Origin of the sequence: Streptomyces sp. NPDC048523 (assembly GCF_043199815.1) — a bacterium.
Classification (GTDB): domain Bacteria; phylum Actinomycetota; class Actinomycetes; order Streptomycetales; family Streptomycetaceae; genus Streptomyces.
Window position 1 is genome coordinate 1 of the sequence record NZ_JBICWQ010000016.1, and the last position, 14035, is coordinate 14035.

At 68.6% G+C, this 14035-nt stretch carries 11 protein-coding genes, 1 rRNA gene, 1 pseudogene and 1 riboswitch; of the genes and pseudogenes, 12 read left to right on the forward strand and 1 reads right to left on the reverse strand.

Annotated features, from left to right (window positions below; genetic code table 11):
• From rrf to ACGFWE_RS41480, 11 genes and pseudogenes are all read left to right on the forward strand, one after another.
• A 5S ribosomal RNA gene (rrf, locus tag ACGFWE_RS41430) occupies positions 1-95 on the forward strand; the annotation flags it as partial.
• 108 nt (positions 96-203) lie between these two features.
• Positions 204-812, forward strand: a complete 609-nt coding sequence (locus ACGFWE_RS41435) for a CDP-alcohol phosphatidyltransferase family protein (RefSeq protein ID WP_352392108.1) — start codon at positions 204-206, stop codon at positions 810-812.
• Positions 813-925: 113 nt separating this feature from the next.
• Positions 926-3421, forward strand: coding sequence for a mannose-1-phosphate guanyltransferase (locus ACGFWE_RS41440; RefSeq protein WP_352392107.1), 2496 nt, complete (start codon positions 926-928; stop codon positions 3419-3421).
• 95 nt (positions 3422-3516) lie between these two features.
• Entirely contained in the window at positions 3517-4422 is a 906-nt protein-coding gene (locus tag ACGFWE_RS41445) for a DUF881 domain-containing protein (protein ID WP_352392106.1), read from the forward strand.
• Positions 4419-4751 (forward strand): small basic family protein, encoded by a 333-nt coding sequence (locus ACGFWE_RS41450; protein WP_003988855.1) that lies wholly within the window; start codon positions 4419-4421, stop codon positions 4749-4751. The genes ACGFWE_RS41445 and ACGFWE_RS41450 overlap by 4 nt, the downstream gene beginning before the upstream one ends.
• A 5-nt stretch (positions 4752-4756) precedes the next feature.
• The gene (locus ACGFWE_RS41455) at positions 4757-5587 is read left to right on the forward strand and encodes a DUF881 domain-containing protein (protein WP_352392105.1); all 831 of its coding nucleotides are present in this window, start codon (positions 4757-4759) and stop codon (positions 5585-5587) included.
• A gap of 61 nt (positions 5588-5648) precedes the next feature.
• Positions 5649-6554, forward strand: a complete 906-nt coding sequence (locus ACGFWE_RS41460; RefSeq protein WP_352392104.1) for an FHA domain-containing protein — start codon at positions 5649-5651, stop codon at positions 6552-6554.
• A gap of 18 nt (positions 6555-6572) precedes the next feature.
• A complete protein-coding gene (locus ACGFWE_RS41465) occupies positions 6573-7310 on the forward strand; it encodes a MerR family transcriptional regulator (protein WP_007380579.1) in 738 nt (245 codons plus the stop codon).
• Between the two features lie 76 nt (positions 7311-7386).
• Positions 7387-7860 (forward strand): bifunctional nuclease family protein, encoded by a 474-nt coding sequence (locus ACGFWE_RS41470; RefSeq protein WP_004002801.1) that lies wholly within the window; start codon positions 7387-7389, stop codon positions 7858-7860.
• Positions 7861-8123: 263 nt separating this feature from the next.
• The gene (locus ACGFWE_RS41475; protein WP_352392103.1) at positions 8124-8822 is read left to right on the forward strand and encodes a MerR family transcriptional regulator; all 699 of its coding nucleotides are present in this window, start codon (positions 8124-8126) and stop codon (positions 8820-8822) included.
• 58 nt (positions 8823-8880) lie between these two features.
• Positions 8881-10409, forward strand: a pseudogene (locus ACGFWE_RS41480) (DNA polymerase IV).
• Here ACGFWE_RS41480 and ACGFWE_RS41485 read toward each other — a convergent pair.
• The gene (locus tag ACGFWE_RS41485) at positions 10325-10702 is read right to left on the reverse strand and encodes a PRC-barrel domain-containing protein (protein WP_352392101.1); all 378 of its coding nucleotides are present in this window, start codon (positions 10700-10702) and stop codon (positions 10325-10327) included. The pseudogene ACGFWE_RS41480 and the gene ACGFWE_RS41485 overlap by 85 nt on opposite strands.
• A 123-nt stretch (positions 10703-10825) precedes the next feature.
• A riboswitch (glycine riboswitch) is annotated at positions 10826-10920 on the forward strand.
• A 175-nt stretch (positions 10921-11095) separates the two neighbouring features.
• Between ACGFWE_RS41485 and gcvP the strand changes: the two genes are divergently transcribed.
• A complete protein-coding gene (gene gcvP / locus ACGFWE_RS41490; protein WP_393605683.1) occupies positions 11096-13981 on the forward strand; it encodes an aminomethyl-transferring glycine dehydrogenase in 2886 nt (961 codons plus the stop codon).
• Positions 13982-14035 lie beyond the last annotated feature (54 nt).

Below are 14035 nucleotides of genomic sequence, written 5' to 3' on the forward strand. Positions count from 1 at the left end.
AAACGCCCGGTTACATTTCGAACCCGGAAGCTAAGCCTTACAGCGCCGATGGTACTGCAGGGGGGACCCTGTGGGAGAGTAGGACACCGCCGAACTCCTTTTAGAGCTCCGGCTCTTGGGCACCAGCCCAAGAGCCGGAGCTTTTTTGCGTTGAGGTAGGGTCAGGGAGCATCGTCGGCACATTTCCCACAGGAGGCTCCCGGGTGGAGGTCCAGGAGACCCGGGTCCAGACGGACCGGGTCCTCACCATCCCCAACATCCTCAGCATGGCGCGGCTCGCTGGGGTGCCGCTCTTCCTGTGGCTGATCCTCAGGCCCGAGTTCGGAGGGCCCAAGAGTGACACCTGGGCGCTGCTGGTACTGGCGCTGAGCGGGATCAGCGACTACCTGGATGGCAAGCTCGCCCGGCGGTGGAACCAGATCAGCAGCCTCGGCCGGCTGCTCGACCCCGCGGCCGACCGCCTCTACATTCTCTCGACTCTGGTCGGCCTCACCTGGCGCGAGATTCTGCCAATCTGGTTGACGGCTGCACTGCTCTTGCGAGAGCTGATGCTCCTGGTGATGGTGGGCATCCTCAGGCGTCACGGTTATCCGCCGCCGCAGGTGAACTTCCTCGGCAAGGCCGCCACCTTCAACCTGATGTACGCGTTCCCGCTGCTCCTGCTCAGTGACGGAACTGGATGGATCTCGTCACTCGCTGCTATTTTCGGATGGGCGTTCGCCGGATGGGGTACAACGCTGTACTGGTGGGCAGGAGTGCTCTACGTGGTACAAGTCCGCCGCCTGGTCCGTGCGGACGCCAAGGCCGACTGAACTCGCCCATTGGCACGGCCGTAGCGGCTCGATGGCCCCCGGCATAAAAGTGCGGGACAATCTGGACGGGTGAAGTCGGCTAGACCGTATCTCTTAAGGAGGACGCTTCCGACATGAAGGCCGTCGTGATGGCCGGAGGCGAAGGCACACGCCTTCGTCCCATGACCTCGAGCATGCCCAAGCCGCTCCTGCCGGTGGTGAACCGGCCGATCATGGAGCACGTGCTGCGGCTGCTCAAAAGGCATGGGCTCAACGAGACCGTCGTCACCGTTCAGTTCCTGGCCTCGCTGGTCAAGAACTACTTCGGTGACGGTGAAGAGCTCGGAATGGAGCTCACCTATGCCAATGAGGAGAAGCCACTCGGTACCGCCGGAAGCGTCAAGAACGCCGAAGAGGCGTTGAAGGACGATGCTTTCCTCGTCATCTCCGGTGATGCCCTGACCGACTTCGACCTCACCGAGCTCATCAACTTCCACAAGGAAAAGGGCGCGCTCGTCACCGTCTGTCTGACCCGCGTGCCCAACCCCCTCGAATTCGGCATCACCATCGTCGACGAGGAAGGCAAGGTCGAGCGCTTCCTGGAGAAGCCGACCTGGGGCCAGGTCTTCTCGGACACCGTGAACACGGGCATCTACGTCATGGAGCCCGAGGTCTTCGACTACGTCGACCCCGATGTGCCCGTGGACTGGTCCGGCGATGTCTTCCCGCAGCTGATGAAGGAAGGCAAGCCGGTCTACGGCTATGTCGCAGAAGGCTACTGGGAGGACGTCGGCACCCACGAGAGCTATGTGAAGGCACAGGCCGACGTCCTGGAGGGCAAGGTCGACGTCGAGATCGACGGCTTCGAGCTCTCCCCGGGCGTATGGGTGGCCGAGGGCGCCGAGGTGCATCCCGACGCCGTTCTCCGTGGTCCGCTGTATATCGGCGACTATGCCAAGGTCGAGGCCGGCGCGGAGATCCGCGAACACTCCGTCGTGGGCTCGAACGTCGTCGTGAAGAGCGGAGCCTTTCTGCACAAGGCCGTTGTGCACGACAACGTGTACGTGGGCCAGCAGAGCAATCTCCGTGGCTGTGTCGTCGGGAAGAACACCGACATCATGCGCGCGGCTCGTATCGAGGACGGCGCGGTCATCGGTGACGAGTGCCTCATCGGCGAGGAATCGATCATTCAGGGGAATGTGCGGGTCTACCCGTTCAAGACCATCGAAGCCGGTGCCTTCGTCAACACCTCGGTCATCTGGGAGTCCCGGGGCCAGGCGCATCTCTTCGGCGCCCGTGGCGTCTCCGGCATCCTCAACGTCGAGATCACCCCGGAACTCGCGGTCCGGCTGGCAGGCGCCTACGCGACGACCCTCAAGAAGGGTTCGACCGTCACCACCGCCCGTGACCACTCCCGCGGCGCGCGGGCACTGAAGCGGGCGGTGATCTCCGCACTGCAGACCAGCGCCATCGACGTACGCGACCTGGAGAACGTACCGCTGCCCGTGGCGCGGCAGCAGACCGCGCGGGGGAGTGCCGGCGGAATCATGATCCGGACCACGCCCGGGGTGCCGGACTCCGTGGACATCATGTTCTTCGACGGCCAGGGTGCGGACCTTTCGCAGGGCAGTCAGCGAAAGCTGGACCGGGTGTTCGCGCGGCAGGAGTACCGGCGGGCGTTCCCCGGCGAGATCGGGGACCTGCACTTCCCCGCCAGCGTCTTCGATTCGTACACCGGTTCACTGCTGCGGAACGTCGACATCACCGGGATCTCCGAGGCCGGGTTGAAGGTCGTCGTGGACGCGTCGAACGGCAGCGCCGGTTTGGTGCTGCCGAGCCTGCTCGGGAAGCTCGGCGTGGACTCCCTGACGATCAACCCGGGGCTCGACGAGTCCAGGCCGACGGAGACGGCGGATGCCCGGCGGTCGGGGCTGGTGCGGCTCGGTGAGATCGTGGCGTCCGCGCGGGCCGCGTTCGGCGTGCGGTTCGACCCGGTGGGTGAGCGGTTGTCCCTCGTCGACGAGAAGGGGCGGATCATCGAGGACGACCGGGCGCTGCTCGTCATGCTCGATCTGGTCGCCGCTGAGCGGCGCAGCGGCCGGGTGGCGCTGCCGGTGACCACCACGCGGATCGGCGAGCAGGTGGCGGCGTACCACGGCACGCAGGTCGAGTGGACGACCACCTCGCCCGACGATCTGACCAGGGTCGGACGCGACGACTCGACGATCTTCGGTGGTGACGGCAAGGGTGCCTTCATCATCCCGGAGTTCAGCAGCGTCTTCGACGGTACGGCGGCCTTCGTACGGCTGATCGGACTGGTCGCACGGACCCAGCTGACGCTCAGCCAGATCGACGCGCGGATTCCGCGGGCGCATGTCCTGAAGCGGGATCTGGCGACCCCGTGGGCCGTCAAGGGGCTGGTGATGCGCAGGGTCGTGGAGGCGGCGGGCGATCGCTTTGTCGACACGACCGACGGTGTCCGGGTCGTCGAGACCGACGGACGCTGGGTGATGGTCCTGCCGGACCCTGCGGAGGCGGTAACGCATCTGTGGGCCGAGGGTCCCGACGACGCGTCCGCGCAGGCCCTGCTGGACGAGTGGTCGGCGGTCGTGGACAGCGCCGGCCGCTGAACCACGCACGCGTGCGTGCCGGACATGTGTCCCCAAGGGGGCCTGTCCGGCACGCCGATGGGGCCATTCGGAGGTAGGGGCCGCGACGTGCGACGATGTGCGGCATGCCGCAGCAGCCCCCCATTCGGAGCACCCCCACGCGCCCGTCGCGCCCGGACGCCTCCATGTCGCTGCTCACCAACGTCATGGACCACAGCCTCGACGACGGGTACGCCGAGGCCGCGGCCCGCAAGATGGCCGCCGGTGACGCCAAGTTGCCCAGGACATTGCGGGCGAGACTGGGGCTGGCCGTCGGCCTGGTGCTCGCCGCTCTCGTGGTCACCGTCGGGGCGGCGCAGGCGCGGGTGGCCGCCCCGGTCGTGGCCAAGGAGCGCGAGGAGCTCATCGACCGTATCGACCGCGAGACCGAGACGGCGGACAAGCTCGAGGAGAGCGTCGACAAGCTGCGTGACGACGTCAGCACCCGGCAGCGCGAGGCTCTCAAGCAGAGTGGTGACACTGGCCAGGCCGATCTCGTTGACATCCTGTCGGGCGCCGTGGAGGTGCACGGCCCCGGCGTCAAACTGGTCGTGAACGACGCCAAGGAAGCCAGCACGGGCGGCGACGGGAACCCGCGTGAGACGTCGGGGTTCTCCGACACCGGGCGGGTGCGCGACCGTGACATGCAGCGGGTCGTGAACGGGCTGTGGGAGTCCGGCGCCGAGGCCGTCTCCGTCAACGGGCAGCGGCTGACCGCGCTGTCGGCGATCAGGGCCGCGGGTGACGCGATACTGGTCGACAACAAGCCGCTGGTTCCGCCCTATACGGTGCTTGCCGTGGGGGACGGGCAGCGGCTGAGCACCAGATTCCAGGACAGTGCCGACGGGCTGTATCTGCACGCCCTGGAAGAGAATTACGGCATCCGGACCGCCATCTCCGTGGAGGACGACCTCCGGCTGCCGGCCGCACCGAGTGTGATCGTACGTACAGCAGAGCCGAGAACTGAGAAGGGCACATCGTGATCGCCGTACTGGGCCTCGTCGTGGGAGTCGTGGCCGGCCTGTTGGTCCGGCCTGAGGTTCCGGCGGTTGTCGAGCCTTATCTGCCGATCGCCGTGGTGGCGGCGCTCGACGCCGTCTTCGGGGGACTGCGGGCCATGCTGGACGGCATCTTCGACGACAAGGTGTTCGTCGTGTCGTTCCTGTCGAACGTGGTCGTGGCCGCGCTGATCGTGTTCCTGGGCGACAAGTTGGGCGTGGGCGCCCAGCTGTCGACGGGTGTCGTCGTCGTGCTCGGCATCCGGATCTTCTCGAACGCCGCGGCGATCCGCCGGCACGTCTTCCGGGCGTGAGGCCGATGAGCGAACCGGAAGAGACGCCCGGAAACAGGTTGCGCAAGGAACTGCCCGAGGAACTGCCGGCGACCTCTCCCGCGGAAGCGGAGGCTCAGGAGCCGGAAGCCGGGCTCACCGGCCGGCAGAGGCTGGTGAACGGGCTGTGGCCGCCGCGTGTGACGCGGGCCCAACTCATCGTCGCGGTACTGCTGTTCGGCCTCGGATTCGGCCTGGCGGTCCAGGTGGCGTCCAACAGCGACAGCGACAGTGCGCTGCGGGGGGCGCGCCAGGAGGATCTCGTACGCATCCTCGATGAACTGGACGACCGTACTCAGCGTCTTGAAGACGAGAAGCAGGGCCTCGAGAAGCAGCGGGACGAGCTGGAGAACAGCTCTGACCAGGCAGAGGAGGCCCGCAAGCAGACGGTCGAGAAGGAGCGGCAACTCGGCATTCTCGCGGGCACCGTGGCCGCGCAGGGGCCGGGCATCACGATGACGATCGAGGACACCAAGGGGACGGTCGAGGCGGACATGCTGCTCGACGCGATCCAGGAACTGCGAGCGGCCGGGGCGGAGGCGATCCAGGTGAACGGCGTACGGGTCGTCGCGGGCACCTATCTGTCGGATTCGGACAAGAGCGTGAGCGTCGACGGGAACAAGATCACCGCGCCGTTTCGTTTCAAGGTCATCGGCAATCCGCAGGACCTCGAACCGGCGCTGAACATCCCTGGAGGTGTGGTGCAGACTCTCGAGAAGGAGCAGGCCACCGTCGCCGTCGAGCGGTCGGACAAGATCGTCGTGGACGCCTTGCGAGCGGTGAAGCGGCCTGACTACGCTCGGTCGTCCTCCCGGTGAACCGGCGGCGCATGGGGGGCAATCGGCCAGGGCATGAGGTTGCGGGGGGTCGGCGCACCGAATGGGTGGTGCGTGGTGGAAACTGTCTGGTGGAAACGGACGTTGTGAGGGTGTCCGGGTCGACCGGTGTGTTCAATCAGGGTTCGTCCTGCCCCACGGGCGGGTCTGTTTCGGTCAAGGGGAATCGCCCGTGAAGTTGTTTGCGAAGTTGTTCGGCAAGAGCGCGCGAGAAGGTGGCGACAACGCGACCGCTCGTCATCGCGCACAGCCCGACGCCGAGGGTCAGCGCCCGCTGTTCCGGGACCAGGTCGCCGGTCAGGGTGGTGACGTTTCCGGAGGTCAGGGCGTGCCGTCTGTTGACCCTGCCCAATCCGGCGGCATAGGTTTCGGGCAGCCGTCAACCTCAAGTACGGGTGGAGGGTTTTCCCCTATGTCGGCCCTGGTGTGTACGAGGTGCGGTAACCGCAACGCGGAGAACAGCCGCTTCTGCTCCAACTGCGGCGCTCCGCTGCGGGCCGGGGCCGTGCCCGAGCGTCCCTCGGAGACGACCTCCACCATCTCCATCTCGGGACTCGAGGCCTACGACTCCGAGGTCACCGGCCAGACGCAGATGCCGGCGCTCTCGCCGGAGGCACAGGCGGCTGTCGACGCGCTTCCGCTGGGCTCCGCGCTCCTGGTGGTGCGCCGCGGGCCGAACTCGGGCAGCCGCTTCCTGCTGGACGGCGAGCTGACCACGGCCGGCCGCCACCCGCAGAGCGACATCTTCCTCGACGACGTCACGGTCTCGCGCCGGCACGTGGAGTTCCGCCGCGGTCAGGACGGCTCGTTCACGGTGTCCGACGTGGGCAGTCTCAACGGCACGTACGTCAACCGTGAGCGGATCGACTCGGTCGCTCTGAACAACGGCGACGAGGTGCAGATCGGCAAGTACCGGCTGGTGTTCTACGCGAGCCAGCAGGGCTACTGACCCTCCCAGGGAAGGTCCATGCTTCAAACACCGAGCGGCGGTGCCGGACACGGCACCGCCGCCACGGACAGTGGGCTGATGAGCATCGGCACAGTGCTGAACGTGCTGCGCGACGAGTTCCCCGAAGTCACGATCTCCAAGATCCGTTTCCTGGAGTCCGAGGGCCTCATCGAGCCGCAGCGGACCCCCTCCGGGTACCGCAAGTTCAGCAACCGGGACGTCGAGCGCCTCGGCCACGTCCTGAGGATGCAGCGGGACCACTATCTGCCGCTCAAGGTGATCCGGGAGCACCTGGACGCCATGGAGCGCGGCGAGGCCGTCGCCCTGCCCACAGTGGGCCGCCAGCGGGACGGAGAAACGGTCCTGGAGGTCTCCGAGGGCCCCACCGTGGCCCGGATCGGCCGGGCCGAGCTGCTCGCCGCCGCCGAGATCGACGAGCCGCAGCTGGCGGAGTGGGAGGCGTACGGCCTCATCACGCCGCTGCCGGACGGGGCCTACGACGCCGAGGCGGTGACGGTGGCGGCACTTGTCGTGGAGCTCGGGCGGTTCGGGATCGAGCCGCGGCATCTGCGCGCGATGAAGGCGGCCGCCGACCGTGAGGCCGGCCTTGTGGACCAGGTGGTGGCCCCGCTGAAGCGCCACCGCAACCCGCAGACCCGCGCACACGCCGAAGCCCGCGCCAAGGAACTCGCGGGGCTGACCGTGAAGCTGCACGCGGCACTTGTGCAGACCGCGCTCGGCGTGCGCCTGCCCTGAGGGTGCCGGGGGCCGGATCGTCACCCGTTTCCTGCCCGACTACCCAAACGTCCCGGGCACGGCCTAGGGTTGCTGTGTGAACGAGCTCGATGTCGTAGGTGTCCGGGTCGAAATGCCCTCCAACCAACCGATCGTGCTCCTGCGTGAAGTGGGAGGCGACCGCTACCTCCCCATCTGGATCGGGCCGGGGGAGGCGACGGCCATCGCCTTCGCGCAGCAGGGCATGGCCCCCGCACGACCGCTGACCCACGACCTGTTCAAGGACGTGCTGGAGGCGGTCGGCCAGGAGCTCACCGAAGTGCGCATCACGGACCTGCGTGAGGGCGTCTTCTACGCGGAGCTGGTCTTCGCCAGCGGGGTCGAGGTGAGCGCGCGGCCGTCCGACGCCATAGCGCTGGCCCTGCGCACCGGGACGCCCATCTACGGCAGCGACGGAGTGCTCGACGACGCCGGTATCGCCATTCCGGACGAGCAGGAGGACGAGGTGGAGAAGTTCCGCGAGTTCCTCGACCAGATCTCCCCCGAGGACTTCGGCACCAGCAGTCAGTGAGACGGATGCGACCGAGCCGGCGGATCAGTGGTCCGTGACGGCTCGGCCGTGTCCGGTCGTCACGGAAATGCCGGCATTTGCCACCGGCGCGTGAGAGCGTCCTGCGGCCCGTTCGGAGCGCAACCCGCTAGCCTTTCCCCGCGGTGGGGCACGGGAAACCACTCCTAGGGTGATTATCACTCGGCGTGCCGAGTGTGGCGATCGTTGACGCACCCCTGGTGACTGCCTACCGTCGAGAAGGCAGGTCAAGGACGGAGGTCGGCGTGAGAAGCAGCGGCGACGGTACGGCTGGGGGTGCCCCCGGACGGAGTCTCGGGGCAAGCGGTCCGTACCCTCCCCCAAGCTCTCAACTGCGTTCGAGTTGGGGGGATCCCCATCACGGCAGCCCGTTTCAGGGCAGCGCGGCCGATCACGCTCCGCAGCGACCGGCGGCCGTGCCGAGCAGCGGAGGGGCGACGTCCATGGCGTCCGAGGAGATCGGCTATCGCGGCCCTACGGCCTGTGCGGCGGCCGGCATCACCTACCGGCAACTCGACTACTGGGCGCGCACCGGGCTCGTGGAGCCGAGCGTGCGGCCTGCTCACGGGTCGGGGACGCAGCGGCTCTACAGCTTCCGGGACGTCGTCGTCCTGAAGATCGTCAAGCGGTTCCTCGACACCGGTGTGTCGCTGCAGAACATCCGCACCACGGTCCAGCACCTGCGTGAGCGCGGTTTCCAGGACCTGGAGCGCATGACGCTCATGAGCGACGGGGCCACGGTCTACGAGTGCACCTCGCCCGACGAGGTGCACGCGCTGCTCCAGGGCGGCCAGGGGATCTTCGGGATCGCCGTGGGCGTGGTGTGGCGGGATGTCGAGAGCGCCCTGTCGCAGCTGCACGGGGAGCGCATCGACACCGGCGAGACGCTCATCGGACACAACCCGGCGGACGAGCTGGCCAGGCGCCGGAACCGGGCGGTCTGACGTCTGCCCCGCTCGCATCGGCGGTGCATTGTCAGTGGCGTAGGGCAGCATCGGACATGTGAGAAAAGCGCCCACGATCCTGCATCTCGACATGGATGCCTTCTACGCCTCGGCGGAGCAGGCATCCAAGCCGAGTCTGCGCGGGAAGGCGGTCGTCGTGGGCGGGCTGGGGCCGCGCGGTGTGGTGGCCACCGCGTCCTACGAGGCCCGGGTGTTCGGGGTGCATTCGGCGATGCCCATGGCCCAGGCGAGACGGCTCGCGCCGAACGCCGCGTATCTCGTGCCGCGCTTCGGGTTCTACAAGGCGATCAGCGAGCAGGTGATGGCGCTGCTGCGGGCGTTGTCGCCGCTGGTGGAGCCACTGAGCCTGGACGAGGCGTTCGTCGATCTGGAGGCCGGTGGAGCGGCCTGGGACGAGGCGTCGGCGCGGCTGGTCGGGGCGAAGCTGCGGGCCGACATACGGGCCGGGACAGGCCTCACGGGGTCGGTGGGGCTGGCCGCGTCCAAGATGCTCGCGAAGATCGCTTCCGAGCAGGCCAAGCCGGACGGGCTGGTGGCGATCGAGCCGGGCACCGAGCGGGCGCTGCTCGGGCCGATGTCGGTGCGGACCCTGCCCGGGGTGGGGCCGGCCACCGGGGACCATCTGCGGCGGGCCGGGATCCATACCGTCGACGAGATCGTCGAGGCGGGGGAGGACGAGCTCGTACGGCTGCTCGGGAAGGCACATGGCCACGGCCTGTACGCCATGGCGCTGGCGCGGGACGAGCGGGCCGTGGTGGCGGAGCGGGAGACGAAGTCGGTGTCGGTGGAGGACACGTACGACGTGGACATCCATGACCGGGTTCGGGTGGGGCTCGAGGTGCAGCGGTTGGCGGACCGGTGTGTGCGCAGGTTGCGGGAGGCCGGTCTGTCGGGGCGGACCATCGTGCTGAAGGTGCGGCGGTACGACTTCTCGACGCTGACGCGGTCCGAGACCCTGCGGGGGCCCACGGATGATCCTGCGGTGGTGAAGGAGGCCGCCCTGCGGTTGCTGGAGGGCGTGGACTCGACGGGGGGTGTGCGGTTGCTGGGGGTGGGGGTTTCCGGGCTTGCCGACTTCACTCAGGAGGATCTGTTCGCCCAGGCGGCGGGGGAGGCAGCGGATCCGGGGGGCGAGGAGGTGGCTGATGACGTTCCAGTCGAGGAGCGGGACGTGGTGGTCGAGCGGCGGTGGGTCGCCGGACATGACGTGCGGCATGCCGAGTACGGGCACGGGTGGGTGCAGGGGAGCGGGCTGGGGAGGGTGACCGTGCGGTTCGAGACGCCGGATTCGGAGCCGGGGCGCGTGCGGACGTTCCGTGTCGATGATCCTCGGCTTGAGCCGGCCGAGCCGTTGCCGTTGGTCGAAGTGACGGGTTCACGTCCGCAACACGCATGACGGGTTCGTTGGCGGGCGCGGATGGCCCCAGTGGGGCTGACCGCCGTCGGTGGCCGACGGGGCCGCGGTGAGGCGGTGAAAGGGGTCAGGCCTCCGCGTCTCCCGTGCCGGCCAGCTTGCCGAAGTCCCGGTCCGGGAACGGGGGTGGGGCCGCCAGGTCGAGGCCGTAGTGGTGGTAGAGCTGGAGTTCCTGCTCGGGGGAGAGGTGGCGGCCCACGCCGAAGTCGGGGGCGTCCTTGATGAGGCTGCGGTCGAAGGGGACGTGCAGGGCGCCGTCGACCAGCTCGCTCGGCTCCAGGGGGACGAAGGCGTCCCGGGAGAAGAGGCCGGTGCGTATGGCAGCCCACTCCGGCACGCCCGTCGCGTCGTCGAGGTAGACCTCGTCGACGGTGCCGATCTTGGTGCCGTTGCGGTCGAACGCCTTGCGGCCGATCAGGTTGCGCGGATCGATGTCGGTCTGCACGGGCCCTCCACTTGGTCGCAACTCATCCGAAGCGGTCGTAAGCACTACGAAAGAGCACATCGGGGTGTGCGGCCACTCGAAGACCCGTGCGGCGACCTCGCTGGTAGGCTTGCCAGCGGCTGCTGATCCCGTGCGGGAGAGTCCTCCGGAACCATCGGAGGCGCCGAAGGAGCAAATCCTCCCCGGAATCTCTCAGGCTCACGTACCGCACGGACGAGGTCACTCTGGAAAGCAGGGCGGGTGTCGACGGCTTCCGCTCTCACCGACGGTGAAAGCCGGCGGCCTTCGGGCGGCCGGTGAAGCTCTCAGGTCGAGATGACAGAGGGGGAGGCCGTCGGGGTACCCGTGCCGGGGTACCCCTCGAAGGTCGCGTCAGACCAGGAGGCCTCCGCAATGACCGCCCACCGCATTCCGCTCTCCGAGCTCGAACAGGGAATTCCCTTCGAGCAGCGCCACATCGGCCCTGACCACGAGGCTTGCGCCAAGATGCTCGCGCAGGTCGGCTACGGCTCGCTGGACGAGCTCACGGCCGCCGCCGTGCCCGATGTGATCAAGAACGCCGATGCGCTGGAACTGCCCGGTGCGCGCACCGAGGCCGAGGTGCTGGCCGAGCTGCGGTCGCTGGCCGACCGGAACCAGGTGCTCGACTCCATGATCGGGCTCGGGTACTACGGCACCTTCACTCCGCCCGTCATCCTCCGTAACGTCATGGAGAACCCGGCGTGGTACACGGCCTACACGCCGTACCAGCCGGAGATCTCGCAGGGACGGCTCGAGGCTCTGCTCAACTTCCAGACCATGGTGGCCGACCTCACCGGGCTGCCGACCTCCGGTGCCTCGCTGCTCGACGAGGGGACCGCGGCGGCCGAGGCCATGGCACTGTCCCGCCGGATGGGGAAGAACAAGAAGGGCCTCTTCCTCGTCGACGCCGACGCGCTGCCGCAGACCATCGCCGTGATCCGGACCCGCGCCGAGCCGACCGGTCTGGAGGTCGTCGTCGCCGACCTCAGCAACGGGATCCCGGCCGAGGTCGCCGCACGTGAGATCAACGGGGTGCTCGTCCAGTACCCCGGCGCCTCCGGGGTCGTACGGGACATCAAGCCGCTCATCGACCAGGCTCACGAGCTCGGCGCGCTCGTGACCGTGGCCGCCGATCTGCTCGCGCTGACCCTGCTGAAGTCGCCGGGCGAGCTCGGGGCGGACATCGCGGTCGGGACCACGCAGCGGTTCGGCGTGCCGATGGGATTCGGCGGGCCGCACGCCGGATACATGGCCGTCCAGGAGAAGTTCGCCAGGAGCCTGCCCGGGCGGCTCGTGGGCGTGTCCGTGGACGCCGACGGCAACAAGGCCTACCGGCTCGCGCTGCAGACGCGTGAGCAGCACATCCGCCGGGAGAAGGCGACCAGCAACATCTGCACCGCGCAGGTGCTGCTCGCGGTCATGGCCGGGATGTACGCCGTGTACCACGGGCCCGACGGGCTGAAGGGCATCGCGCGGCGGACGCACCGGTACGCGAACATCCTCGCCGCGGGGCTGACGGCCGGCGGGGTCGAGGTCGTGCACGGGTCCTACTTCGACACGCTGACCGTGCGGGTGCCGGCGAAGGCCGCCGAGATCGTGGCCGCGGCGCGGCGGAACGGCGTCAACCTCCACCTCGTCGACGCCGACCACGTGTCCATCGCGTGTGACGAGACCACCGCGCGGGCCCAGCTGAGTGCCGTGTGGAACGCCTTCGGGGTCGAGGCCGACATCGAGACGCTGGACGCGGCCACCGCGGAGGCGCTGCCGGACGCGCTGCTGCGCGGCGACGCCGTCCTCACCCACCCCGTCTTCCACCAGCACCGCTCCGAGACCGCGATGCTGCGCTACCTGCGCAGGCTGGCCGACCGGGACTACGCGCTGGACCGCGGCATGATCCCGCTGGGCTCCTGCACCATGAAGCTCAACGCGACCACGGAGATGGAGCCGGTCACCTGGCCCGAGTTCGGGCAGCTGCACCCCTTCGCGCCCGCCGAGCAGGCGCAGGGCTACCTCACGCTCATCCGCGAGCTGGAGGAACAGCTCGCGGAGGTCACCGGGTACGACAAGGTGTCGCTGCAGCCCAACGCCGGGTCGCAGGGCGAACTGGCCGGGCTGCTCGCCGTACGCGGGTACCACCGGGCCAACGGTGACGAGCAGCGGACCGTGTGTCTGATCCCGTCGTCCGCGCACGGGACCAATGCCGCCAGTGCCGTGATGGCGGGCATGAAGGTCGTCGTCGTCAAGACCGCCGAGGACGGTGAGATCGATGTCGAGGACCTGCGGGCCAAGATCGAGCAGTACCGCGACGAGCTGTCGGTGCTGATGATCACGTACCCCTCGACGCACGGGGTGTTCGAGGAGCACGTCGCCGACATCTGCGCGCAGGTGCACGAGGCGGGCGGGCAGGTCTACGTCGACGGGGCCAACCTCAACGCTCTGGTGGGGCTGGCCAAGCCGGGGCACTTCGGCGGTGACGTCTCCCACCTGAACCTGCACAAGACCTTCTGCATCCCGCACGGGGGCGGCGGTCCGGGCGTCGGCCCGGTCGGCGTACGGGCGCACCTGGCGCCGTACCTGCCGAACCACCCGATGCAGCCCGCGGCCGGCCCGGAGACGGGCGTGGGGCCCATCTCGGCCGCTCCCTGGGGCTCCGCGGGCATTCTGCCGATCTCCTGGGCGTACGTCCGGCTCATGGGCGGTGAGGGGCTCAAGCGGGCCACGCAGGTGGCGGTGCTCTCCGCCAACTACATCGCCAAGCGGCTCGAGCCGCATTACCCCGTGCTCTACACCGGCCCCGGCGGGCTGGTCGCGCACGAGTGCATCATCGACCTGCGGCCGCTGACCAAGGCGACCGGGGTCAGCGTCGACGACGTGGCCAAGCGGCTCATCGACTACGGCTTCCACGCGCCGACCATGTCGTTCCCGGTCGCCGGGACCCTGATGATCGAGCCGACGGAGTCCGAGGACCTGACCGAACTCGACCGGTTCTGCGAGGCGATGATCGCCATTCGTGGGGAGATCGAGAAGGTCGGCACCGGGGAGTGGGCGGCCGACGACAACCCGCTGCGCAACGCCCCGCACACCGCCGGTGCGCTGGGCGGCGAGTGGGAGCACGCGTACACGCGCGAGGAGGCCGTGTTCCCGGCCGGGGTGTCGGTCGCGGACAAGTACTGGCCGCCGGTGCGGCGGATCGACCAGGCCTTCGGTGACCGGAACCTGGTGTGTTCGTGCCCGCCGCTGGACGCGTACGAGGACTGACCCGATGCGATGAGGGCCCCGTTTCGGCGGGGCCCTTTTTCGTTGTGGTGGGGT